The organism is Acinetobacter sp. YH01022, from assembly GCF_013420235.1.
GTDB lineage: Bacteria > Pseudomonadota > Gammaproteobacteria > Pseudomonadales > Moraxellaceae > Acinetobacter.
Map to the genome: position 1 here is coordinate 95161 of NZ_VOYP01000002.1, position 23829 is coordinate 118989.

A 23829-nucleotide genomic window follows, 5' to 3' on the forward strand; every position below is an offset into this window, starting at 1 on the left:
AACCGGTTCACTTAATCAAGCACCTATAGTTTTTCCTCTACTTGCTTTTATAAATCCTGCATCAGCTGCGGAAAGTTCTGTTTTTCCACCATTTCCAAAAACTCATCCCCCATGCGCTGGCTTTCAGCTATCGACTGATTCCACATTTGAATCCGCTGTTTCTGGTCCAGCCCTTTTAGAGTGAAATCTTTACGATCTGGCAAGCGGCCGAGCGGTAAGGACTGTAAATATTCGATTGAGGGGGAAAGCAATAAAGTGCGTGCCTGATTTTCCGGATTAGCCTTGCGATTTTTCAACATTTTGTCAAACCAGCCCGGAGTAATGCTGTCGCTAAAATGCGGATACAGCACAATGCCCTGACTCTGAAACGGCAGATCAAGGTGATAATCAATTAAACCGCCATCACGGTAACTGCCTTTCGGGGCATCGGGAATATCACGGATTGCAGCCATCACTCCGGGAATAGAAGCTGAAGCCATTAACCAAGAGGTGACATTACTGAGATTTAAAGGCTGATAATGCGTGGTAAAATCATCATCGATTTTAAATTGTTTCCCCATTTCCGGTTGGCTGATCACCCGCTGCATAAACAGACGGTTGTGCTTGCGTGCCAAGGCATTGCTGCCAATAATGCCGACCACCGATGCCATTAACGGCAGGGATCTGTCACTCTGGAAAATGTGCTGGGCTTTGACCGAGATGACGGTCAGGTGATAGTCGGGATGCTCAACCAGTTGCTGTTCTTTGCCTTGCACCAGATTGAGCAGCATGTCGCGGCAAATATTACCGACTTCCTGACGGGTCATTTTTTTATGGAAATACAGGTGGGTATAAAGCTCTGCAAGGCGCTCAGTCCCTTCTTTTGCGCCCCAGGCCGCAATACTGGCAAAACGCCAGCTGCCAATGGATGAGCCAATCAGGGTTCTGCGCTGTGGTGCCTGCGCAAGGAAATCGCCAAAAATGGCTTGATCGAGGCCTTGAATGCCTAAGCCTTTGGGACCACCTGCAGCACCGGGAACAATATCGACAAAATTTGCCTGTAAGCCTTCTTTTTCAATCAGTTGACGTGCCAATTTGCCAGCACGGATATTTAATGAAACAGGGCGTTTTTGCAAGATTTGCGTCATGATCTATTATTCAATCTACAGGTGTGCAATTATTTTAATCTTCCATACAGAAGCAACAATGGCGAGATTATTCAGTGAATGACTGATCAGTCAGTAAAATAAAAAAATCCGCATCTCCTGTAAAGCTGCGGATTGATAAACGGTTTTTTTTAAGGGCTTTAAGCCTAGAACATACGGATATTGAGCCCTAAAGAAGCCAGTCCATAACGTTTGTCTAAACGTGATGCCGTGACTCCATTATAGAGAAAAGGAATATTGCCAACAAAGTTGTTCTGATAGATTTCACCCTGTAAGAAAGCAGTGATCTGTGGCGTAAAATCGTAGCTGAATTTTATGCCAAGGGTATGATTGTCTTTAATCGCTGCGTTGCCAAAATTGCTCACGCGGTCATCAATTTTATCGCGCCATAAACGCTGATATTGATAGGCAATTTGGCTTTCAAACTGTTTATAGCGCCAGTTCCATGAGCCGCCTAGGCCCGTATAATAGCTATCGTAATTCAGGTCTTTCTCGATATCAAAACCAAACTCGTTGGCATTGCCTTGTAGGCTAAGTTCGGTAGCTATAGGGCAGGGTGCTGCCAATTTTGCGGCATATTGATTACTGTTATTGACTGAGATGTCCATTAAGCAGCCTGCTAGCTCTGCCTGAAGGTCAACACTGCTGACTTTGACTTTGCTATAACCTACACTGGCAAAAGCATTGAGCTGGTTCATCGGATCCAGTTTGCGCGAGAAAATGGCATCGAGCTGTAGCTGAAGGTCTTCTGGGCTGTGTACCTGAACCTGATTGAAGGTTTGCTGATTCACCAAGGTTGGACTGGATTTGGATAGGGTGTCTGCAGTATTACCCCATACACTGGCACGGAAACTTAATGCATCACGCTTTTTGAGCTGTAGTGCCGGCGTGTAGCGCACAGCCAGCAAGGCACTGTCAATTTCGTTGCTATCCTGGCGGTATTCAATTTCACGCTGCCAGTAGCTCGCTTCAATGGACCACTGGGGATTCAGTTCATACTGACCAGACAAATGAAAACCTTGGTAATCTCCAGCTGAGCTATCGTTGACCCCTTCGCTTTCACGCATATTAAAGATATCAATGCTGTCATTGACTGCGTCCACGGCAAGATCTATTTGCAGTGTAGAAGCAGGAGCATTAAAGTTTTTTGCATGTAGGTACGGATCATTCGGGGCAGCGTAGGCAACAGCGGTACCACCTAAAAATAATCCCAGAATGGTGGATGTTTTTTTCATGTTTTTTCCAGATGATAAAAAAGAGCTGCTTTGCAGCAGCTCTTTAGTTTCAATTATTGCGTTACCTTAAATTTAGCCGATACGCCTGATCCATCAGTTGTACCTAAAGTATATTTAGATGCAACAGCAAGACTGCCATTGTTAATGGCAATAACCGGCGCTACTTTAATGACTGCAGTCACGGTAACCGTGTCACCTTTTAAGCTAAAGCTATTGAGTTGAGATGCTAAAACTGGAACGAGTGAGCCTAAAGTTGTTGTATTTAATGCAACTTTATTGTTGCTCAGAACACTTTGTGAAGTACCAATTGGAAAAGTACCCTTTAAAGAACTGATTGTTGAATCAACACTAATTTGAGACCCTGCTGGAATGATAGCTTCAGTTAATGTACCGGCGTTAAATTTAAGATTTAATTGATTCGCAGAAATGGTCACAGCTTGTGTATTAGTACTGATGCGTAAAGCTGCTGTAGCAATAACTGGGCTAGCTGTTGTTGCATATGTACCTTGAGAAGTGATACCCACCAAAAGGTTATTTAAACTTGTTACTTGAATAGGGGTAGTGAGTGAAGCATTTAGTTCTGTAATCGTTTTGTCCTGACTCTGTACACTAAAACCATTCAATTCTAAATAGTCTGCATAGAACTGATTGGCTTTTTCAACAGTTTCTTTAATTTCAGCAGGGAGCGTTATATTAGCAGCTTGTTCAAGCTGTGTAAGTGCTGTAGTCACTCCAGAGCTATTATCTTCAGCAACAGCTGCACTGATTGCCTGAAGTGAACTTGCAACTTGCGCAGGTGTTTGAATTAGCACATCCACTAAAGCTGTAACCGTTTTTTCAGCAGCAACAGATGATTTTGCTTCAACCACAGCAGTTTGTGTCGCTGTTTTAATACTGTCAGTACCTGCACTGAATGTTGCAGCAGGTACATTTTGAATCGCAGTTTCTACAGATTGAACATTGCTTGAAATGACTTCAGCACTTAACGCTGAAAGGTTGGTTTTTACATTTGCCAAGTTTGCCGCGGTCTCGGCTGGTAAATCTTCTTTTACTGCTTCTACGGTTGCAGAAATTGCAGCTGTGATGGTCGCGGTACTAGTCAATGTATTTTCTGAAGCCGGAGCTGTAGACAATGCAGCTTGTAATGCAGAAAATGCTACAGTATTTAAGTCCGCTTGAGTGGTGCTACCGCCTAGAGATGTTACAACGGCTTGAATTTGTTCAACCATTTGTTGCACTGCAACAGTTTTGGCATAGACTTCCTGATCTTTCATTGGATCAATTGACAGTAAATCTTTATCTGCTAAGCCCAAAGCCGTTGCAATTTGTTGCGTTGCTTCTTCAGGTGTAGTAGCACCCGCTGCGATACTGGCTTGAATGAGTGTAGTAATTGGTGAAACTACAATGGTATTTTGCTCATTTGATGTACGTTTTGGCGCTTTAATTTCTCCAGTAAACGGTAAATCTGTTGCTGTATCGATACCACCAGTGACAGTTACAGGACTTGATGTACAGCCCTGAGGGAAGGTGAATGTACCGTCACTTTTTGTTGTTGTGGTAGCATTATTACATTCAGTGAAAGTGACTGTAGCACCTGCTAGTGGCCCATCTACAGCCAGACCGTTAATAGTGGGTGCAGCAGGTGTAGACGAACTACTTCCCCCACCGCCACAAGCCGCCAATAATGAAGTTGCAATTGCTAATGTTGTTAGTTTAAAAGTTCGATTAAACATAGTATTCCCTAAAGCCTAAGTTTTAGTTATGAGTCATGCTTTACTTTATAACAAAAAAATGGTTAAAAAATAAGTGAAAAAAACACCTAAATTGAACTAAATGCAACAAATCATTATGAAATAATACTTGAATAATTTATTGATAAATTAATAAAAACTCAGCCCTCATATAAGTGGGCTGATATTATTTTTGAATTGGAATCTTATTTCGCAATTCGCCAGACAGCCAGCAAGCTCGCAAGTATGATCAGAATAATAGATACATACCACGGCGCAATAATCGCAATCGACAGCAATATCGCCATGATACTGCCAAACATCCAGCTACGTTTTTGCTGATGTTCCATTTGCAGACGCATGCTTTGCAGTTCATGCAATTGTTTGGAATGCCAGGCAGACTGGTTTTTTAAACCATTCAGGCTGTCAATCATCAGGCTTGGTAAATCTTGTGCACCCAGCAGAAGGTCTGGAATTTGCTGACCAATTTCCTTCATGTTTTTCACTGGATTCATATTGGCTTTAATCCAGTCGGTCAGGATAGGTTTAGCCAGTTTCCAGATATCAAGATCTGGATAGAGGTCAGTGCCCAAACCTTCCACATGCACCAGTGTTTTGAGCAACAACATTAATTGTGGTGGAATTTCCAGATGGAAACGACGGGCGATATCCATCACTTGAATCAGGATGCCGGCAAAGTCCAACTCGCTCATCGGTTTTGATACCATTGGACCTACGGTGCGACGCATTTCACGGGCCAGAGCATCCTGATCGGTACCCGGTGGAATCCAGCCAGCTTGGTGCACAATCTGAATCAGCTGCATAAAATTGCTGTTCATGACCGCAAGTAACATGCGTGCTACGGTCATCTGGTCATGCTTGGAGAGCTCACCCATAATCGCGCAGTCCAGCGCAATAAAGCGTGGATTGGCGGGATTAATGGTTTCGACAAATACATTACCGGGATGCATGTCGGCATGGAAAAAGTTGTCACGGAACACCTGAGTGAAGAAAATGGTCAGACCTTTTTCTGCCAGGTCCGCACGATTCATCCCCATGCGGTCAAAGGTCGCAGTATCGGAAATCGGAACACCGGTGATGCGTTCAGCCACCATCACATCTTTGCTGTCCATATACACTTCAGGCACATACATCATGCTTGAGCCAGTAAAATAATGGCGCATACGGCGGGTGTTGTCAGCTTCTAGAGTCAAATCCAGCTCATTTAAAATGATCTGACGATAGTCCTGAATAATTTCCGATAAATGCAGGGCACGTGCGGCTTCCAGACGTTTTTCCAGCGCTGCTCCCAGCCAGTCCAGAATTTCAAAATCTTGCAGAATTTGAGTGCGAATGTCGGGACGGGTGACTTTCACCACCACTTCGCGGCCATCATGCAGGGCAGCCGTATGGACTTGTGCAATGGACGCTGCGGCAAGCGGTTGTTCATCAAAACGTGCAAACAAGGTATTTACATCGGCTTTTAGTGATTGCTGAATTCGTGTTTTAGCCACATTGCTATCAAAGGGTTTGACCCGGTCTTGCAATAAGACCAGTTGCTGTAAAACTTCAGGTGGCATCAGGTCGCGACGGGTAGAAAGCAGCTGTCCCAATTTAATTGCCAGCGGTCCCATTTCCTCTAGCGCTTCTTTCAGCTTAAGCGGATTTTTACGCTCACGACTGGACCATGCCGCAGGGTGCATGCGAATGAAACTTAAAGCATGACGGGCTTTTTCCGGTAATTCTTCCGCAGGAAACAACGTGTCGAGTCTATAGTGCGCGGCGATGCGCCAAAGTCCGAGTAAACGTGAAACGTGCGGAATCATAAATGTAATTACCTAGTCTTGAGATGAAGCGGGTGTATCTGAATCGGCATCAATCTGTGCCTGAAGCTGTTGAATCTTGGCTTCAGCACGGTCTAAATTTTGATTGAAAATTCGGGTATCTTGTTGCAGATCGTCCATTTGCCAACGTGCAGCAAATAAACCTGTATCTTCTTTTAACGCATCTTCAGCAAAGAATAAATAACTTTCTAAGGAACGTTTTAAATGTTTTGGTGCCAGCTGGATTTTACCCAGTTCATGAGCAAGGGCAGGGCCAATCCACGGACTTAAATGTGCAGCCAAATCCGGTTCAGCCTGTTGTAGAATGCGTTGAATATCCTGCAACAGGTGATAGTCACCCTGCAGCGGAATATTGCCTACATCATCTGCCAGCAGCAGTTTGATTAGCTCAACCACATTTTTAACCTGTAAGGTTGCGGTGGCTGGCATAGATGTTTGTTGCGGGTCAAACGGGCGTTGCTCAAAAATGGACGGACGTTCTGCCTGACCGGTGACGGTCGGTTCTAGGCGCACTTTATTTTCGTCAAAGAATACATCGACAGACAGTTGCGGTGAATCAATCACCACCCGCAGCATCTTGCCTTGCAACTGATTCAGCTGGATGCGGGTAATGGCATCCAGATCAATCACATGATGAATTAACCGTTCAACTGCACCCAGTGCCAGAATCGACCACATAGTATAAAACCTTAAAGTTTAAAGCCGCGGTGAACCGCCACAATACCACCCGTCAGGTTGTGGTAATCACAGTTCTGGAAGCCGGCATTTTCCATCATCCCTTTTAAGGTACGTTGGTCCGGATGCATACGGATGGATTCGGCTAAATATTTATAACTTTCAGAATCGTTGGCAATAATTTTACCCATGATCGGTAAAGCCGTGAATGAATACAGGTCATACAGTTTAGAGAATGGCTCAAACACCGGTTTAGAGAATTCAAGTACCAGCAAACGGCCACCTGGCTTAAGCACGCGGTACATGGCAGCCAGCGCAGCATCTTTATCGGTCACGTTACGTAAACCGAAGCTGATGGTGAGCAAGTCAAAACTGTTGTCTGCAAATGGTTCCAGTGTTTCAGCATTGGCCAAAACGAAGTCTACATTGGTACAGCCAGCATCAGTCAGGCGGTCACGACCGACGTTCAGCATCGATTCGTTAATGTCAGACAAGACTACATGACCGGTAGGACCGACTTCACGGCTAAAGACTTTGGCCAGGTCCCCTGTACCGCCGGCAATATCCAGCACATGCTGACCACGACGTACGCCCGACATATTAATGGCAAAACGTTTCCAGAGACGGTGAATACCGAAAGACATCAAGTCATTCATGATGTCGTATTTGCTGGCAACCGAATGGAAAACTTCAGCCACTTTCTGGGCTTTATCTTCACTGCTGACGGTCTGATAACCGAAGTGCGTAGTCGGACCGACATTACCGGTATTGGCACCACGAGGCAGATTGTATTTAGGAACTGAACCGCTCACTGGCGTATCGGTTAACTGTTGTTGTAAAGATTGTTGCTGACCTTGTGCAGTGCCTTGTGGAAGAGGCTCAGTTAAGAAAGGACTCACTTTGTCTGTATTTTGTGCCGGCTCAGGGGTAGAGGGAGGCGTTTGCTTTTCGTTAGACATTAGAGTCACTCCTAACATAAAAATAGGGTTAATGTTGCAGTGCTTGCATGATGACAGATTCTAGGACGTTGTACAGCAATCTGCATGCAATTGTTATGAATAATATACATAAAATCTGCTCTGTGTTTTTATTCACTGCGCAATTTGTTATTTCCATCACAACATAATTTACTGAAACGGGTGAGGATCGCCTGCGTGAACCTTATGGATAATCTGACGTTCAACCGCGGTAAAATCCTTCACGAATTTCTCAGCTGACTTTAACGGTTTCATGGCCAAAAAGCCATCCTGCATAAATTCATACATGATGTTGAAATTATATTTGCTGGCTGCCCCCTTACACATTTTAAATGCAGTCTGAACCATAAACGAGCGCATGTATTTATCCAGGCTAAAACCCAGCTGGTCGAGTAAATCCAGCTGTTTTAAACGAGGCTGCCCCTGATCGAGTTTTAGATAAGTCAAACGCATCATCTCATCGTTTAGAGCTTCGTGCGGATGATAATCTTCAAGGAGCTGCATGGCCACCTGTTCATCCAGCTGTACCGCCAAAATGGCTAAAGATACCCCTGATGTGCCTGTTTTCACCGCATTTTCAGGAATCAGCTTTTCAGCCTTGTGTGCATATTTCATCAAGCGGGCAATCTGCTCAGCCAGTGCGTCAAAATCTGGACCGCCATAGAGACGATTGAGAAAATACTCTGACATCAATACATTCTGCTTTTCAGCAAACTGTTTACTATGGGTGGCCTGCATGCGCTGTTTTTGCCAGGCCTGTACATCTTGCAGGCGCCGAAAAATGTCAGGATTTTGATGATAATTCAATTGATAATACAATTCTAAAAGATCATCCAATGCAGCCAGTTTAGACATGCTGTGTCTCTATTATTTTTTAGATGGCTAAATATTAGAGCGAGACGGGCAAAGTCGCTATGACAAACAGCAAGAAAAATGGTTTAAATTAAGTCAGTTTGCCGGGAATCGCAGCAATTCTGAGCAACATAAACACTATGTGGTCAAATTTAGTCTAGGATTATGCTTGAATAGACTGAAATTTAGAAAAAAGGATAGGGGAAAAGATGACACTGAAAAAAACAAAAAATCTGCTGCTGGATGAAGATGAACTTTCCCTGAATTTGATTGAAGCACAATATCAGTTAAGAAATACCCGTGGTCAGAGTAATGCCAAAAGCGTACTGGTGCTGGTCAATGGCATTGAACTGGCTGGAAAGGGCGAGGCGGTGAAGCAGCTGCGTGAATGGGTCGATCCGCGTTATTTACTGGTTAAGGCTGATGCCGCCAACATGTTCAATAACACACAGACTTACTGGCAGCCGTATGCAAGCTTTATTCCTGCCGAAGGCCAGCTCATGGTGTTATTTGGCAACTGGTATAGTGATTTGCTGGCCACCGCCCTGCATGTATCCAAGCCTCTGGATGAATCGCAGTTTGATACCTATATTGCCAATATGCAGGCTTTTGAGCAGGACTTAAAAAATAATCATGTCGATGTGGTGAAGGTCTGGTTTGATCTGTCCTGGAAATCTTTGCAGAAGCGAATGGATAATCTGGATCCCCATGAAGTGCACTGGCATAAATTACATGGTCTGGACTGGCGTAATAAAAAGCAGTACGACAGTTTGCAAAAGCTCAGCCAGCGTTTTACCAAGGATTGGAACATCATTGATTGCGAGGATGAAAAATTACGTAATCAACAATTTGCACAGATCATTTTGGCGGCTATGAAAAACTGTCCGGAGCATTTGAGCGAAGTAGAAACCGAATGGGAACAGGCGCCTGTTCCAGAGTTGTTGCTGCATCCAGAAAATCAGTCCACGACCAAAGAAGACTATAAAAAAGAGCTGAAAGAACTATCGGTAAAAGTGGCCGAGGCGCTACGTTTTGATGACCGTAAAGCCATTATTGTATTTGAAGGTATGGATGCGGCAGGCAAGGGCGGTACCATCAAACGGCTGGTGAAAAATCTTGATCCGCGGGAATATGACATTCATAGTATTTCGGCTCCTGAACGATATGAGATGCGTCATCCGTATTTGTGGCGTTTCTGGACCAAGTTGCAGACTGATGAAGACATCCGGATTTTTGACCGTTCCTGGTATGGACGGGTGCTGGTGGAACGCGTGGAGGGACTGGTCAGTGAGCATGCGTGGCAGCGGGCGTATGATGAAATTAACCGCTTTGAAAGGGATCTGGCCAATAGTCAAACTGTAGTGATCAAATTCTGGCTGGCGATTAGCAAGGATGAGCAGGCCGCCCGTTTTAAAGCCCGTGAAGAGACGCCAAACAAACGCTTTAAAATCACTCCAGAGGATTGGCGCAATCGGGAAAAATGGGATGCTTATTTGGATGCAGCTGCGGATATGTTCGAACATACCAGCACCACTTATGCACCGTGGCATATTATTGCCAACGATGACAAAAATACCGCACGTTTAGAAATATTAAGAACCATTTTAAAGCAGCTGAGAACCAATTAGGTTCTCAGCTGCAAGCGGAATTTTTTATTAATAGAGCGAGGGATGATTAACTCGCCGCTTGGGCTTGCTGTTTTTGTTGAATCCCTTTGGCAATTTTGTAACAGTCTTCTACGTGAGCTTCGGCGACTTTCTTCATCACAATGTAGCCTAAACTTGCAGCAACAAGTTGACCACCTAGCGGAATAAATTTAGTCACCTGTTTGGTGATGACCTTTGCTACCACATTGTTGAGGGATTTTTTCACTGCGGTACGTGCCACCACCAGGCCGGAAAATTCTACCCCCCGTTTACGCAGTTCATGCCAGTGTACTTTTTTGGTTTCAGGGTCATAGACACTGATTTGTTCCGGAGCCAAACCAAAACGTGCATTCACTTCCGGAATGAGTTGTGACAAAATTCCGACATCGATGACCACATCCAGAAATGGAACCGGAATGACGGCTGCACCTGCAGAACAGTAAGCACGTTTTTTGACAAGTTCCAGGCATTCTGCCCGAATGCTTTCCAAGTCTAACTGAGGATCGATTGCGTCTGGAATTTTATCTATTTTCATCATGTAAATACCTTAAATTTTGTGTTATTTGTTCTATTCAACCATCATTAAGGTGTGAATTTCAAAGCCTTTTTAAAGCTAATGTGCAGTTAAAACTGACATAGACAGACGCCGTTGTATAGTAAATAATCTTTATGCTTTTGTAGGCGTTTCATTTTTTAAAAAATATTGGGGTAATGCAGTCATGGCCATTCATGTGATTCAAAGTCAGCGTATAGACGTGCTGGTGCACGCCATGCTGACGACCGTGAATAAGCCTGCCACAACACCTTTTCAGGTGCTGCAAACTCAACACTTTATTGTGCCGTCGCATGCGGTTGAAGCCTGGCTGACCCAAAAGCTGGCAGAGCAAAAAGGCATCAGTGCCAATACCCAGTTTCATCACCGGATTCGTGGTTTCCAATGGTCAGCCTATCAATGGGTGCTGGTCGATCAAAAAGAGCAGGTGCGTAAAGCCAATATTCCACGAATTATTATCAAGTGGCGCGTGTTTCAGGCATTAAAAGCCTTTATTCAGGGCGAAAAAAATTCTTTACAGCTTGATCATCCTTTATATTCCATCGTACAGCGGATTTATGACAGCGCCGACCGTTTGGAACAGGGCATTGAAAAGCAGCTGAAAAAGCAGGGCATGCTGTATTGGGTGGCAGAGCAGGTATCACGCCTGTTTAGCCATTACATGGAATATCGCGGCCATTGCCAGAAAAATTGCCCTCCCAATATGTGCAGCTGTCCAACTAACTGGCTGCAGGCTTGGGGACAAAATAAAGAACTTCCGATTGAGGACATGTTCTTTAAAACCAATAGCGACATTTCTGAATTTACCCTGAATCAGGCGCGTGAACTGGAAGCCTGGCAGCGTTGGCTGTGGCAGGAAGTGTTTCATCAGGACTTTGAACAGATGCAGAGTATTGATGCTATGTTCTGGGAAACGCTGGATCATCCTGAGACCCGCAAGGCAGCATTAAAAAAATTGCCACAACAACTGGTAATTTTTACCCTGCTGGATTTGCCTCCCATGCAGCTGGAGTTTTTACGCCGTCTGGGGCAGTACCTTGATATTTATATTCTGCATTACAACCCTTCACAGGAATATTGGGCCGACAGTGTCGATCCGAACTGGAAAGCACGTTACGACCTCAGGGTCAAAGAACGCTTTATTGCGAAAAACCCCAAAGCCAGTGATGCCGACATTGAACAGTTTTTCCAGGAATTTACTTTAAATTTCAATGCAGAACAGCGCGAGTCGCGTCATCCTTTGTTGACCCGTTTTGGCAAGCAGGCGCGTGACCATTTCTCCCTGTTATCGAATTTATCTTCGGGGGAAGATGGGGTCTGGGCAGATGCCTTTATTGATGAATATAAAGCGAATTTACTCGGTAAAATCCAGTCTGATATTTTGTATCTGGTGGAGCCAGAGCAGCATCAATATGTACTGGATGAACAGGATGATTCGATACAAATTCATGTTTGCCATTCCAGTTTGCGCCAGCTGGAAGTGTTAAAAGAACAGCTGATTCACTGGCTGGCACAGGGCACCAAAGAAGCACCGCGTAGACCCAGTGATATTTTGGTGCTCAGCCCAAGCTTAAGCGAGCTTGAACCGCTGATCCGCAGCGTATTTGCACCGCCACCCAGCGAACGTGACCTGATTCAGCATAAAGCCGGCAGCAGTCATCAACTGTCCAAAGACAGTGTATATCTGCCCATTCAAATTGCCGGTGTGGCACAACTGGATGCGTTGAATGCTTGGCGAGCGGTACTGGGCCGGATTGAACTGATTCAGGGGCGTTTCAGTATTGAAGATTTTGCCGACTGGCTGAGTTTAAGCGCGACCCAGCAGCGTTACAGTCTGGACGTCAATGCCATTGAACGCATTACGGAATTGCTGATTGCTGCCGGTTTTAAACGCGGACTGGATGCCGAGCATTTAAAGCGTAGCCTGTGCGAAGGCGATGAAGACTATCGTTTTAGTTTTAAATTTGCGCTCGACCGTTTGGCCTTGGGGATTGCCATTCCTGAGCATCGCCTGTTTCAGGGCACGCTCAGTTTTGCCCAGGTCCTGCCCAGCGATTTTGAGCTGATTGGCAAGCTGATCCAGATTTATCAGGATTTTGACGCGCGCCGGGACTGGATGATTGCGCATGAGCAAGGACAAAATGTCCCTGTAGAGCAGTGGCTAAAACGCCTGATGCAGGATCTTGCCGAGTTTGAAGAAACTGGCGTCGAGTCATTATCGACCGTGTATAAAATCATTAAAAAACAGGAACGAATGCTGACACTGGCCAGTTTCTACGATGAGCACGATCATCATGCCTTGCGCAGTTTAAGCCTGCCTCTGCCTTATCTGTTGGCAGAAATTAATAACACCTTGGAAATGCAGCTGGACCATGCTGAACCGACCGGGCAGATTACTTTTAGCCAGATCGGGCAGATTCGTCCTGTGCCGTATAAGCTGATTGTGATGTTGGGACTGGACAGTGGTAAGTTTCCCAATCGTAGCCAGCATTTACCTTTTGATTTGATGGATTTGCTCAAACCGCAGCTCGGCGACCGTTCCCGTCTGGAAGATGATCAGGGGGCATTTTTAGATCACTTGCTATTGGCGCAGGACAATCTGTGGCTGTTTTATAACGGCTTCGACATTAATGATGGTGAAGTGCGTGATCCATCCACCGTGGTGCAGGAACTGGTACAGCATCTGGCCTATATTGTGCAGAACAAAAGGCCTGATGCGGAAGCCGATGAAACGGTAATCATCAGCGGTGTAGAGGTGCCTGAACAACTACGCTCGCTGTATCATGTGCATCCCTTATTACCTTTTGATCCACTGGGCTTTGAAGCGGCCCGCCCGGTACGTTATCAGGATCAGTGGTTCTGTGTAGCGGGACAGATTCGGCATGCCACCGGACAGCGTTCATCTTGGGTGAATACGCCTTATCAGGATCTGCAGCAGGATGTCTTGGTGCTGGACAGTCATCAATGGATTCAGGATGTGACGTTTCCGGCACGTTTATATTTAAAAACCTTGGGGGTGGAAAACCTGCGCCCTGAAGATCTGCCTGCGGTACAGGAACCTTTGTTGCTGGATGGTTTGGGGCGTTATGCCGTGCGCCAGTTCCTGCAAAAACAGGAGGGTACGGCACAGCCTGAATTGCTGATGGATCAGCTGCCAATAGGCAAACTGCAACACAGCAGCTGGCAAATGAGTCTGGTTGAACAGCAGCATTTAAAAGACCGCTTGCTGAAATATGCCCCTGAAGTGACCCCGACCACGCAGCAGGTGTGGAAGGTCAATGATCATGTGTATATGAACATTCATTTGCCGAAAAATAGCGCAGAAAAATGGGTCAGTCTGGATGCCTCAAGCGCGCGTGCCAAGCGCCGTGCCAAAGTCTGGCTGGAATATCTGCTCTGGCTAGGTTATCTGAATCTGGGGGATGGTGGCGAAAAACTGGCGCGGATTGTGGTGTTTAGTGACCGGACCATCTTGTGTCATGGCGTGACATCCAATAAAGCCCGTGAATGGCTGGATCACTGGATGGCTGCATGGAAATATGGACAAAGCCAGCCGCTGGTGTTGCCTGCGGCCTTGCTGCTTAAAATTGCTGAGAAAGATAAACAGCATAACTGGCAAGCCAATGAGCAGAACCAGATGTGCATTGACGATATGGATGTGATCTATAAAGACTGGCATGAAGATGGTAAGTTCAGCGGCTTTTCTGTGGCGGATAATGAAGCCACCAAAATGCACCGTGACTGGCAGTTTATTTTACAGGAACAGGATGCAACCGCATTGCTGGAAGATGCCTGCGCACAATTTTCCTATCAGCTCTATCAACCGGTGTTTATGCATCAACAGGCTATTGAAGAATAAAAAAGAATATGAATTCTCCCCAAATATTAACTCAAATGTCTTTTAATCCGATTGTGGATATGCAATTCCAGGGCCTGCACTGGATTGAAGCTTCGGCCGGTACTGGCAAGACCTTTACCCTGTCCAGTCTGATGGTGCGGATTTTTCTTGGGCCATATCTGCCCAATCAGGTGATTGCCACCACCTTTACCCGTGCCGCTGCAGCAGAACTGAAAAACCGGATCCGGGCACGTCTGGTGGAAACCTTGCGTTATTTTGAACGCTGTCAGACCCTGACCGAGACTGAAATTCATGCCAAAATTGCCGCTGAAACAGACCCCTTATTTCAAAAGGTGCTGAGTGACTATGCTACGCGAGTGGATTTTGCCCGTGAGCGTTTAAAACTGGTGATTGACCAGCTGGATGAACTGTTTGTCGGTACATTGGATAGCTTTAGCCAAAAGCTGTTGCGCGAGTTTTCCTTTGAAAGTGGCAAAATTGAACGGGCCGATATTACCGATGATGCCAAAAGTTATACCTATCAACTGATTCATGATGTGCTGCGTGAATGGATTCAGTTGCAGCCACAAAATGTGGTGGACTATTTGCTACTGAATCAAAAGCTGAAGTCACAGGAAGCTTATGTGCCAGTAGTGGAAAATAGCCTGAACTTTGCTTCGGCACAGTTTCAGGAAGTGCAGGCGCCCGAGCTGGATTTAAAGCAGTTTGAGCAGTTGGTGGATGAGTTTATCCAGCTGGATTTAAGCCTGATTGCCGGATTGAGTGAATATTATTCCGCAGATGGTCAGTATCATTCGGTCATTGGCAAAAAATGGCGCACTGATAGCATGATGCAGCGTACGCTGTGTGAGGATTTACCGGCTTTTATTCAGGCTTTGGCTGAACAGCGCAGCTATGCCTTATTTGCCCCGCATTTTGAAACGACCCTGAAAAATCTGACCGATCTGGCAACGAAAAAAGTCCTGAATAAATGTGCAGAAGAGGTATTGCATCAGTTTGAACAGCACTCAGTGATGCAAGCGCTAAAAAGTTTTTGCGAAGCTTTGTCCAAGCTCAATCTGGATCTGGATTTGCTGGATGCCTATCTGAAGTTTTATTTAAGTAAAGAAGTCAAAAAACGCTTGCCGCAAGTGCTGCAGCAAAAAAGCGAAACCACTTTTGCCCAGCAGATTCGCACGCTTTCAGAAGCCTTGCAAGGTGAGCAGGGACTACGCTTTGCCAAGTTTGTGCAGGCACGTTATCCCCTGATTTTAGTAGATGAATTTCAGGACACCAATCAGGATCAGGACAATATGTTGGCGCGGATCTGGCGCGACCAGAAGCGCTATATGCAAGGTTGCATGATCATGGTCGGTGACCCGAAACAGGCGATTTATGGTTTCCGTGGCGGCGACATGCTGACCTATAACAAAGCCCGTGCCGATGTGCTGTCCAAACAGGGACGGCAATACAGCCTGCGCCATAATCACCGTTCGGTTAAAGTGCTGGTGCAGGCGGTGGATGCCCTGTTTCAGCGGCAGATGGACTTTGGTGAAGAGGTGATTTATAGCCCAGTTGAAGCCGGCTCGCGTCCTCATCCGGCACTCATCGATGCAGAGGGTGAAAATCATCAACCGCTGCGCTGGCTGTTGCTGAATGATAAAAAGGACGAGCCGATTCAGGTCGCCTGGAAAATTCGTGATTTACTCAATCAGGGCATTGAAGAAAAACTCTATCTGGCGGAAAAAACTGGTCCCAGATATCTGATTGAAAATGACATCGCAATTTTATCGAAAAACCATGATGGTCTGGATAAAGCCCAGTATGAATTGGAGCGTCTGGGCATTCGGGTCAATCGTCCATCGAAACGCAGTGTGTTTGATCATGCTATTGCCAAAGATGTTGGGGCGGTACTGGCAGCCATTATGCATCCTTATGACGAAGGCAAAATCAAGCGGGCTTTACTCAGCCGTCTATTAGGCTTTAATTTGCAGCAATTGATACAGCTTGCAGCCCAGGCCGATGGTTTGAGCCAGTTCATTTACAACTTTGATTGCATTCGGGAAATGTGGCTGCAAAAAGGCTTTTTAACCGCGTGGCAATATTGTCTGAATTTATTTCAGGTCTGGAAAAACCTGGTGGCCACCCAGAGCCGCGATAATGAACGTAGCGTGGTTAATCTGCGTCATCTGACCGAATTATTATGTCAGCACAGTGAACAGTATCAGGGCGCGCAAAAGCTTTATCACTGGTATCTGAAACAGCTGCAATCTCCAGCGGAACGTGAGTGGGAACTGGAACGCAAACTGTCCAATGAGGCAGGGGTGCAACTGATGACCATTCACCAGTCTAAAGGACTGGAATTTAAAATTGTGTTCCTGCTTGGGGCAGATAAAGATTTTAGGGAAATGAACAAAACCCTAAACTTTTCCACGGTAGAACATGTTCATCCGGTGACCGGGAAAGTGGATATTCAGCGTGTGGTTGCGGTGAATGACAAGCATTTGCTCGATCAAAACGCAATTGATCAGCACAATGCCCGTGCTGTCGCAGAGCAGCATCGGCTTTGGTATGTGGCCCTGACCCGGGCCAGCCATCGGGTTTATGCCTTGTTACAGGATCCGGAAGGCAAGTCCAATCATGGTTTGGCTTTCTGGCGCGGGCAAGACTTTGAGCATCCCGCCAGTGCTGAAGAAGCATTACTGATTGAAAGACCGGTCAAGCTGCAAGCCAAGCAGCAGGAACTTTTGCCTTTACAGGCTTTGCAATTCCCTAGCCAGCGCTTTTATCCACGTTCCAAAACCAGTTTCAGTGCCTTGGCCCAGCATTTAAGCCGTAAACAGGCTATGGATGCGCTGGCGGTGAATACCGAGCAAATGCCAAGTGCCGCAGATGAAATCCATGTGATTGAAGTAATTGAGATTGTTGCCAACCAACCGTTGGCATGGATCAAACGCAATTTTCCGATGGGCACAGTGGCAGGAACATTCCTGCATGAAATTTTCGAACATATTGATTTTAAAGATCAGCAAGACTGGTCTTTGGAAATCCGACGCCGTTTTAAAAATGATTATCCTGCTTTGTGGCAAGAACTTTCGTTAAAATATGAGCAGGAGTTTCAGCAGGTCGATGAAGAACAGCTGATTGGCTGGATGAGTGAATGGCTAGCCGAGGTGTTAACGACACCCTTACATCAGGATTTTCAGCTCAATCAACTGAATGAACATGAATATCTGGCTGAATTTCCGTTTTATCTGTCCTTGTCAGATCATGTTTTGGCCATCCAGCGTATTCATCAGCTCTATGCAGAACATGGTATTGAGATGCTAGATTTTAACCCGGCCAATTCTGCACGCTATCTCACCGGTTCCATCGATTTGGTGTATTTTGATGGCCAGCATTATCACATCGCCGATTATAAAAGTAACTTTTTAGGCACCGATCAATCGCATTATGTTGAGATGGAAATTAAGCAGAGCATGTCGCATGCCAGCTATTGGCTACAGGCTGGTTTGTATCTGGTTGCATTGCATCGCTATTTAACGGTACAGCTGCAGGATTATGACATTGAAAAACATTTGGGTGGCGCAAGTTATCTGTATTTGCGCGGCATGAATGGGCAGGCGCAACAGGGCTTTTATCATTGGAAGCCGGAGGCCGAATTTATACTACGGCTTGATGCTATTTTAGGCAGTTTTACTGAAGATAAAAACAGCAAAATAGCCTGATTTATGAAAATTAATGGCTTTTAAACAATAGATTAAGCTGTGGATAACTTTGAGGATAACTGTGTGGAAAATAAACAATATAAAGATGATCAAAGCGCTGCATGGATCAGCACTTGGAGTCAGTTTATTCGCCAGCAGCCGTTTAGCTATGTACCGCAGGACGAAGATAGCAGTGATATTATTGAACAGGTTCTGCAAGCGGTTCAACACGGTGACAGTTGTATTTCTGCAACTCGGCAGCAAGCGGATATGCTGCATGATTTAGTGGTTTTGGCTGAAAATGTCGAGCAAAATATCGCGCCTTTTGTTTTTGATCAGCAGCATCTGTATCTGTACCGTTACTGGGCGATGGAGCAGTCTCTGGCCCAGCAAGTGGTACGTCTTAAACAACAAACTATTCCCCCTGTTGATCTTGCAGCTTATCCCGATTTACTCACTGACCCCTATCAAATTCAGGCTTTGCAGATGGTGGCGAAGCAGGCACTGAATATCATTACTGGCGGACCGGGAACCGGAAAAACCTATACCTTGGCGCGAATTATTGCCGTGCTGAATCAGGCGATGCCGAATATCCGCATTGCCATGGCTGCGCCGACCGGTAAGGCTGCACAGCGCATGAAAGAAGCGCTGCAAAACTCGCTGAATGATGAAAAACTGCAAGACTTAGTAACGGATGAGTTAAAGCAGCTCAACCCCATCACCATTCACCGTTTATTGGGGCTAGGAAGTAGTTATCAGCCACGCTTTCATGTCCAGCAGCCTTTGCCCTATGACGTGATTGTGGTTGATGAAGCCTCGATGTTGGATCTCAGTTTGGCCAATATGTTGTTGTCTGCGGTGCCTGATCAGGCACGGTTAATTTTATTGGGCGATGCTGACCAGCTGGCTGCGGTGGACGTGGGCGCCGTACTGGCCGACTTACAGCAAGTCCCGGCTCTGGCTGAAAATCGGGTCAATTTGGTCAACAGTCGCCGTTTTAAAGCAGGAGCATTGATTGGGCAAATGGCACAATTCATTCAGACCCAGCAAGCTGTGCAAACCAGTGCAGCCTTACTCGACCAGTTTGCACAGCAAGTGGTTAATCCGGGTGAAATCCAGGCAGTGTCATTGCAGGCAAAAATGGCGGATCAGATCCAACTTGAGTATTTTCCTGCTCATTTGACCGGGCAATTTGACCGGACAACTTATTACGACAAGCTGATGTTGGGCTATCACCCCTATATTGAAGTGCTGAAAAGCTATTTAACCGCCGATGAACCTGAGCTTTGGGTAGCACCGGTGATCAAGACTTTTGATGATTACCGGATTTTGGCGGCAATTCGTCATGGTGCCTTCGGTTTAGACCAGCTGAATCAGCAGATTGAACAGCGCTTACTGGAGGTTTTATCGTTACAGATGAGCAGGCAAGGCGATTGGTATGTTGGTCGACCAGTGATGATGACCTATAACGATTATCAACTGGGTTTGTCGAACGGGGATATTGGGATCTGTTTTAAACGTAGCCGTGATGGACAGTCACAGTTTGAAGTCTATTTCCCGAGTTTGGAAAAATGGGTACCCGCTACCCGCTTACCGAAAAGTATTGAAACGGCATTTGTACTGACCATTCATAAATCACAAGGTTCGGAATTTACCCATACCGCAGTGGTATTGGATGAGGCTGCGAAAAATTTACTCAGTAAAGAATTGCTGTATACCGCAATTACCCGTGCCAAAAAAGTAGTGAGTGTGCTGGCTGATCAAGAGGCTTTTGTACAAGCCTTAACCATTAAAACCATAAGAAAAAGCGGGGTATTAGATAAAATTAATAATTTACTAAATTGTTAATTGTAAATAAATAATTTAAAGATTTGTACGAAATTGCTTACATCAATTCGAGAAATTGGCGCATAGAGCTTTAGGAATGTTTTTGAGATGATGGCTGCACATAAAAAGCTCAACACGGAAAGTTGGGTAAAATCGCCATAACATAATAATAATGCCGAAAGACAGCGAACTTACAATGAAGTAAGTATAAAGAGGAAACTTACAGCCGCTAAGCCTTGTAGTTTTGGGAGAGACTACAGGGCTTTTTTATATGCACAATTAGGCGATTTATTACAAAAATGATTGGCTGAAATGACCACTATTAAGTCCTAGTTGTAGCGCTAAAAATCAAATACGGTAGATAGAGGTGCTTTTGTATAAATTACATCTTTGGTTTGTGTTAATGTGTTTGATTTTATTGGATATATTTGATTTTTTTGGTTACATGAAATATAAGAAATAATAATTAATGTACGAAAAGACTTACAAGTAGATACGAGAAAGTCGACTTTTTTACACAATGTTTTGTGGCAGAATCTACCACATAAGGAAGTAAAGCTTCACACAAGGAATGTTTATAACGATAAACGCGAAAAGCGTAAATTATGACTATAAATAAAAGAATAATAATTAAAACATAAGAAACTACAGCGCAAAAAAAGCCCAAGCCTAGCTTGGGCTTTTTTTTTTTTTTATCTTCAATCCGTAACGGGAAAATAAAAAGAGGCGCTTTCATGGGTAACACAGTTTCCCCAGTTTTTTAGAATGAACGTTAAGCGTTAAGGTATCAATTCAAAGTGGAAGGGATAAAATAAAAAATGAATAATTTTCAATGAATTGATATAAAAAAATGAAAAGTGGTTTCTCTTTTTGCAATCCCCCGGATTTTCCCTTAAAATAACGCACTTGCTGTAGTGATGCACGGCAGTCAATTGAGAAATCAATTGATTTCTATCAAATGTAATTTTTAAGCATCTCGGAGAAATCGAATGGCTTTAACAAACGCAGATCGCGCAGAGATCGTTGCTAAATTTGCTCGCGCTGAAAACGACACTGGTTCACCTGAAGTTCAAGTAGCTCTTTTAACTGCCCAAATCAATGATTTGCAAGGTCACTTTAAAGAACACAAACACGACCACCATAGCCGTCGCGGTCTTATCCGTATGGTTAACCAACGTCGTAAGCTTCTTGACTACCTTAAAGGTAAAGACGCTACTCGTTACAGCGCTTTGATCGCTGCTTTAGGTTTACGTCGTTAATTCGATTAAACTTATTTTTTCGGACTATTGCATGTTAAATGCTGTATTGCTGAAAATTAAGAATATACCTGGCTTTGGTTAGGTAATGGGGAAGGGGCGATTGTTTCGCTCCTTCTTTGTGTTTAAAAATAGTGTATTCATACATTTTATAGTCTAGTGAGGTCGGCTTCTAAGCTTTGTCATTTATGCAGTTGATGTGAATGCCAAACCTTAGGGGTCTCCACTAGAATAACTGTTCAAAAGAACTAGGAAAGAAAAATACATGTCAATGTTTAATATTGTTCGTAAAGAATTTCAATTTGGTCAACATCAAGTTGTACTAGAAACAGGTCGTGTTGCGCGTCAAGCCAACACCGTTCTGATTACTATGGGCGGTGTAACCGTACTGGTTGCCGTGGTTGCTCAACCGACTGCTAAAGCAGGTCAGGACTTCTTCCCACTGACTGTTAACTATCAAGAAAAACAATATGCTGCTGGTCGTATCCCGGGTGGTTACGGTAAACGTGAAGGCCGTGCGTCTGAAGCTGAAACTTTAATTTCACGCTTAATCGACCGTCCAATCCGTCCATTGTTCCCAGAAGGTTATTACAACGAAATTCAGGTCACTGCGACTGTGGTATCTTCTGATAAAACTATGGAAGCCGATATTGCAGCAATGCTCGGTACTTCAGCAGCACTTGCTATTGCAGGTACGCCTTTCCGTGGTCCAATCGGTGGTGCGCGTGTTGGTTTAATCAACGGTGAATACGTTCTTAACCCGAACAATGAACAGTTAAAAGAATCTGACCTTGACCTCGTTGTTGCAGGTACGGAATCTGCAGTATTGATGGTTGAATCTGAAGCGAAAGAACTTTCTGAAGACCAAATGTTAGGTGCTGTGCTTTTCGGTCATGACGAAATGCAAATTGCAATCCAGGCCATTAAAGAATTCGCTGCAGCTGCGGGTGTGAAAGAATCAACTTGGGTTGCTCCAGCGAAAAATGAAGACCTTCGTGCAAAATTAAAAGAAGCATTTGAAGCGAAAATTTCTGAAGCCTATACCATTGCGGTGAAACAAGACCGTTATGCGGCATTGGATGCACTTCAAGCTGAAGCAGTTGCTCAATTCGTTCCTGAAAATGACGAAACTGGCATTGCAGATGACTTGAACGAACTCTTTGAAGACCTTAAATACCGTACCGTACGTGACAACATTTTGTCAGGTAAACCACGTATTGACGGTCGCGACACCAAAACAGTTCGTGCACTTGACGTACAAGTTGGCGTTCTAGACCGTGCTCACGGTTCTGCATTATTCACACGTGGTGAAACTCAGGCCTTGGTAACAACGACTTTGGGTAATACACGTGATGCGTTAATGGTAGATACATTAGCGGGTACTAAAACTGATAACTTCATGCTTCACTACAACTTCCCTGCATACTCGGTAGGTGAAACTGGTCGTGAATCTGGTCCTAAACGTCGTGAAATCGGTCACGGTCGTCTGGCGCGTCGTGGTGTTCAAGCCGTACTTCCGGCAGCTGACCGCTTCCCGTACGTGATCCGTATTGTATCTGACATCACAGAATCAAACGGTTCATCTTCAATGGCTTCTGTATGTGGTGCTTCATTATCACTTATGGATGCAGGTGTTCCACTTAAAGCACCAGTTGCCGGTATTGCAATGGGTCTAGTGAAAGAAGGCGAGCGTTTCGCAGTACTTTCTGACATCTTGGGTGACGAAGACCACCTTGGCGACATGGACTTTAAAGTTGCAGGTTCTGCAAACGGTATTACTGCACTTCAAATGGATATCAAGATTGAAGGTATCACTGAAGAGATCATGGAAGTTGCGTTAAATCAAGCATATGCAGGTCGTATGCACATCCTGAATGCGATGAACCAGGTGATTTCACGTGCCCGTCCTGAAATTTCTATGCACGCGCCGACATTCCAGGTGATCAGCATCAACCCTGACAAGATCCGTGACGTGATTGGTAAAGGTGGTGCGACCATCCGCGCAATTACTGAAGAAACCAAAGCAGCAATCGACATTGAAGACAACGGTACAGTTCGCGTATTTGGTGAAACTAAAGCTGCTGCGATGGCTGCAGTTGCGAAAATCCAGGCGCTTACTGCTGAAATCGAACCAGGTACAATCTACACAGGTAAAGTGATTCGTATCGTTGAATTCGGTGCATTCGTGAACATTCTTCCGGGTACTGACGGTTTGCTTCACATCTCTCAAATTTCGAACGAACGTATTGCCAATGTTTCAGACGTATTGTCTGAAGGTCAGGAAATCAAGGTTCAAGTGGCCGATGTTGACAACCGTGGTCGTATCAAACTGACCATGAAAGACATCGAACAAGCTTAATGGTTTGAATTTCACATGACTAAGCTCATGTGAATGAAAATGATTAAAAAAGCCTTGAGCTTCGTCAAAGCAATCACTTTGGCTGGCTCGGGGCTTTTTTGTGGGCAGCGAAAAAATTCGGTTTAAAATATGTAAATCCAGTTGTATGTTATTGCTTAACACTTTCGCACAGCTGATAATTTCAT

The 23829-nt window shown here is 44.9% G+C and carries 14 protein-coding genes; 6 read left to right on the forward strand and 8 right to left on the reverse strand.

Annotated features, from left to right (window positions below; translation table 11 throughout):
• Window positions 1-47: 47 nt before the first annotated feature.
• From FTT87_RS01255 to FTT87_RS01285, 7 genes are all read right to left on the reverse strand, one after another.
• Window positions 48-1127: a patatin-like phospholipase family protein gene (locus FTT87_RS01255; RefSeq protein ID WP_180174174.1), complete on the reverse strand. Its 1080-nt coding sequence runs from the start codon at window positions 1125-1127 to the stop codon at window positions 48-50.
• 164 nt (window positions 1128-1291) lie between these two features.
• Window positions 1292-2380 carry an autotransporter outer membrane beta-barrel domain-containing protein gene (locus FTT87_RS01260; RefSeq protein WP_180174175.1) on the reverse strand — a complete coding sequence of 363 codons (1089 nt, stop codon included), beginning with the start codon at window positions 2378-2380 and terminating at the stop codon, window positions 1292-1294.
• 53 nt (window positions 2381-2433) lie between these two features.
• On the reverse strand, window positions 2434-4113 hold the full coding sequence (locus tag FTT87_RS01265; RefSeq protein ID WP_180174176.1) for a hypothetical protein: 1680 nt from the start codon (window positions 4111-4113) through the stop codon (window positions 2434-2436).
• Window positions 4114-4316: 203 nt separating this feature from the next.
• Complete coding sequence (locus tag FTT87_RS01270) at window positions 4317-5936, reverse strand: AarF/ABC1/UbiB kinase family protein (RefSeq protein WP_180043270.1); 1620 nt, start codon at window positions 5934-5936, stop codon at window positions 4317-4319.
• A 12-nt stretch (window positions 5937-5948) separates the two neighbouring features.
• On the reverse strand, window positions 5949-6632 hold the full coding sequence (locus FTT87_RS01275; RefSeq protein WP_180043269.1) for an SCP2 domain-containing protein: 684 nt from the start codon (window positions 6630-6632) through the stop codon (window positions 5949-5951).
• Between the two features lie 11 nt (window positions 6633-6643).
• Window positions 6644-7588 (reverse strand): bifunctional demethylmenaquinone methyltransferase/2-methoxy-6-polyprenyl-1,4-benzoquinol methylase UbiE, encoded by a 945-nt coding sequence (ubiE, locus tag FTT87_RS01280; RefSeq protein ID WP_180174177.1) that lies wholly within the window; start codon window positions 7586-7588, stop codon window positions 6644-6646.
• A 168-nt stretch (window positions 7589-7756) separates the two neighbouring features.
• Window positions 7757-8461, reverse strand: a complete 705-nt coding sequence (locus FTT87_RS01285; RefSeq protein ID WP_180043268.1) for a hypothetical protein — start codon at window positions 8459-8461, stop codon at window positions 7757-7759.
• Window positions 8462-8667: 206 nt separating this feature from the next.
• Here FTT87_RS01285 and FTT87_RS01290 point away from each other — a divergent pair, with 206 nt between their 5' ends.
• Window positions 8668-10086 (forward strand): phosphate--AMP phosphotransferase, encoded by a 1419-nt coding sequence (locus tag FTT87_RS01290; RefSeq protein ID WP_180174178.1) that lies wholly within the window; start codon window positions 8668-8670, stop codon window positions 10084-10086.
• A 46-nt stretch (window positions 10087-10132) separates the two neighbouring features.
• Here FTT87_RS01290 and FTT87_RS01295 read toward each other — a convergent pair whose 3' ends face one another.
• Complete coding sequence (locus tag FTT87_RS01295) at window positions 10133-10639, reverse strand: hypothetical protein (RefSeq protein WP_086195421.1); 507 nt, start codon at window positions 10637-10639, stop codon at window positions 10133-10135.
• A 184-nt stretch (window positions 10640-10823) separates the two neighbouring features.
• On the opposite strand from FTT87_RS01295, the gene FTT87_RS01300 reads away from it, so the two are divergent.
• The 5 genes from FTT87_RS01300 to pnp all read left to right on the forward strand — a co-directional run bounded on the left by FTT87_RS01300 (window position 10824) and on the right by pnp (window position 23644).
• Window positions 10824-14516: an exodeoxyribonuclease V subunit gamma gene (locus FTT87_RS01300; RefSeq protein WP_180174179.1), complete on the forward strand. Its 3693-nt coding sequence runs from the start codon at window positions 10824-10826 to the stop codon at window positions 14514-14516.
• An 8-nt stretch (window positions 14517-14524) separates the two neighbouring features.
• Window positions 14525-18223 (forward strand): UvrD-helicase domain-containing protein, encoded by a 3699-nt coding sequence (locus FTT87_RS01305; RefSeq protein WP_180174180.1) that lies wholly within the window; start codon window positions 14525-14527, stop codon window positions 18221-18223.
• A 63-nt stretch (window positions 18224-18286) separates the two neighbouring features.
• Entirely contained in the window at window positions 18287-20050 is a 1764-nt protein-coding gene (gene recD / locus FTT87_RS01310) for an exodeoxyribonuclease V subunit alpha (protein ID WP_180174181.1), read from the forward strand.
• Window positions 20051-21018: 968 nt separating this feature from the next.
• Window positions 21019-21288, forward strand: coding sequence for a 30S ribosomal protein S15 (gene rpsO / locus FTT87_RS01315; protein ID WP_005007057.1), 270 nt, complete (start codon window positions 21019-21021; stop codon window positions 21286-21288).
• A gap of 268 nt (window positions 21289-21556) precedes the next feature.
• On the forward strand, window positions 21557-23644 hold the full coding sequence (gene pnp / locus FTT87_RS01320; RefSeq protein ID WP_180174210.1) for a polyribonucleotide nucleotidyltransferase: 2088 nt from the start codon (window positions 21557-21559) through the stop codon (window positions 23642-23644).
• Window positions 23645-23829 lie beyond the last annotated feature (185 nt).

Excerpts from the sequence above, each read along its gene's own strand:
- FTT87_RS01290 (WP_180174178.1), top strand. The coding sequence starts at position 8,668 with ATGACACTGAAAAAAACAAAAAATCTGCTGCTGGATGAAGATGAACTT.
- pnp (WP_180174210.1), top strand. The coding sequence starts at position 21,557 with ATGTTTAATATTGTTCGTAAAGAATTTCAATTTGGTCAACATCAAGTT.
- FTT87_RS01295 (WP_086195421.1), bottom strand. The coding sequence starts at position 10,639 with ATGAAAATAGATAAAATTCCAGACGCAATCGATCCTCAGTTAGACTTG.
- rpsO (WP_005007057.1), top strand. The coding sequence starts at position 21,019 with ATGGCTTTAACAAACGCAGATCGCGCAGAGATCGTTGCTAAATTTGCT.
- FTT87_RS01270 (WP_180043270.1), bottom strand. The coding sequence starts at position 5,936 with ATGATTCCGCACGTTTCACGTTTACTCGGACTTTGGCGCATCGCCGCG.
- FTT87_RS01260 (WP_180174175.1), bottom strand. The coding sequence starts at position 2,380 with ATGAAAAAAACATCCACCATTCTGGGATTATTTTTAGGTGGTACCGCT.
- FTT87_RS01305 (WP_180174180.1), top strand. The coding sequence starts at position 14,525 with ATGAATTCTCCCCAAATATTAACTCAAATGTCTTTTAATCCGATTGTG.
- FTT87_RS01265 (WP_180174176.1), bottom strand. The coding sequence starts at position 4,113 with ATGTTTAATCGAACTTTTAAACTAACAACATTAGCAATTGCAACTTCA.
- FTT87_RS01255 (WP_180174174.1), bottom strand. The coding sequence starts at position 1,127 with ATGACGCAAATCTTGCAAAAACGCCCTGTTTCATTAAATATCCGTGCT.
- FTT87_RS01300 (WP_180174179.1), top strand. The coding sequence starts at position 10,824 with ATGGCCATTCATGTGATTCAAAGTCAGCGTATAGACGTGCTGGTGCAC.
- ubiE (WP_180174177.1), bottom strand. The coding sequence starts at position 7,588 with ATGTCTAACGAAAAGCAAACGCCTCCCTCTACCCCTGAGCCGGCACAA.
- FTT87_RS01275 (WP_180043269.1), bottom strand. The coding sequence starts at position 6,632 with ATGTGGTCGATTCTGGCACTGGGTGCAGTTGAACGGTTAATTCATCAT.
- FTT87_RS01285 (WP_180043268.1), bottom strand. The coding sequence starts at position 8,461 with ATGTCTAAACTGGCTGCATTGGATGATCTTTTAGAATTGTATTATCAA.